The organism is Loigolactobacillus binensis (assembly GCF_005405165.1).
In the GTDB taxonomy this organism is placed as follows: Bacteria; Bacillota; Bacilli; order Lactobacillales; family Lactobacillaceae; genus Loigolactobacillus; species Loigolactobacillus binensis.
The window spans coordinates 1-1,467 of the sequence record NZ_BJDN01000069.1 but is presented as its reverse complement, the minus strand read 5'-3'; the positions used below and the strand labels follow the sequence as shown (position 1 = coordinate 1,467).

Annotated in this window: 1 protein-coding gene; it reads right to left on the bottom strand. The window is 41.2% G+C overall.

Annotation, left to right across the window (positions count from 1 at the left end; translation table 11 throughout):
* Positions 1 to 88 precede the first annotated feature (88 nt).
* Positions 89 to 1,267 carry an IS110 family RNA-guided transposase gene (locus tag FFM78_RS13605; RefSeq protein ID WP_137638909.1) on the bottom strand — a complete coding sequence of 393 codons (1,179 nt, stop codon included), beginning with the start codon at positions 1,265 to 1,267 and terminating at the stop codon, positions 89 to 91.
* Positions 1,268 to 1,467: the final 200 nt, after the last annotated feature.

Genomic DNA, 1,467 nt, shown 5'->3' with positions numbered 1-1,467 from the left:
TTTTATGAAAAGAATTAAAAAATGAGTATACAAAATAAAAAGGTAGTCAAAACACAAAAAATTTTGTACACTCAGGTTGTTATCGGATTCAATTATTAGTTGAGATCAGAGCTTTTTGCGAGCGCTCTGATCTTTTTAGTTCCTGATAATTTTGTCCGGTATCAATCATGGCATAAACGATTCGCAGTAATTTATGAGCTAAGGCAACGACCGCTTTTTGCCGGCCCATATGTGAACTCAATCGATAAAAAAAGTCAGTTAGCCCGGTGTTTTTTTGGCGTTTTGCGCCCATCGCTGCCTGTACCATGGCTGTTTTCAAGTGCACATTGCCATGCGTGATATGACTACTTTTTGCAATGCCTGCCGATTCATAGTTACCTGGACAAAGGCCAGCCCAAGATGCCAAATGATGAGCAGTGGGAAATGGACTTACATCTGCACCAACTTCTGCGATAATGATTTTGGCAACACCCTCACTGATACCTGGAATTGTTTGTAGGCGAAGGTACAGCTTTCTAAAGGGATCAAGCTGTGCTTCAATTTGTTGTTCCAGCTCAGTAATTGCGGCCGTTATCTGCTTTAATAATTCTAAGAGAATATCAAGCAATCGTCGATCGTTAGCGGACAGAACGCCATCAAGCGCTGCTTGAATTTGTTCGGGCGTTGCTTTCATGCGGCCATGCATACATTGCTTAATCCTGGGTAAGGTTGTTTTTTCACCATTAACCAGTAAATCAAGTAATTTACGACCAGCGCCATTAAAAATATCGGTAACATAGGTGGTTAATTTAATATTGGATCGTTGTAAGATATTATGAATGGCGTTTTTCTTTTTAGTGATGTCTTGCGTGAGTGATTTTTTTAGGCGCGTTGATTCACGCAACTCTTGAATCGCTTGTGGCGGAATGAAGCTAGCTGAAACTAGGCCTAACCGACCTAGTTCGGCGATCCATTCGGAATCTTTTTGATCAGTTTTCTTACCGGGGATATTTTTGATAATCCGCGGATTACATAAAATCATTTTGAAACCAAATGGTGCAAGTATCTGCCAGACAGGACGCCAGTACTGTCCCGTACTTTCCATTAAGACTAATTCAATCTGTTGGTCACGTAACCACTGACCACAGGCTTTGAGGGCAACGGTAGTTGTCCCAAAGCGCTGTGAATGTTTCTTAGGTCTAGCTGTAGTAGCGCCAATCAAGGTGGTCACTGTAATCTGTTTCTGATGGACATCAATGCCGCAAGCAGCTTCAGTTATTACATCCATGATCTGACCTCCATTCAAGTTATTGAAGGTGTTATTCAAATCTTCAATTCTTAGAGGATGTGAAATTTTTTATTCGTGTTCAAGACGACAATGAGTTAATCTCACGAATTGAAGACCATCGGTTTTTTGTTCAGGCTCAAGGCACCAATAAACAGACGATGTACAAAAGAACGCCTTCACCGCTAGTATAACGGCAAAGG

Bases quoted from the DNA above. Each gene is read 5' to 3' on its own strand.
- FFM78_RS13605 (WP_137638909.1), bottom strand. From the start codon at position 1,267: ATGGATGTAATAACTGAAGCTGCTTGCGGCATTGATGTCCATCAGAAA.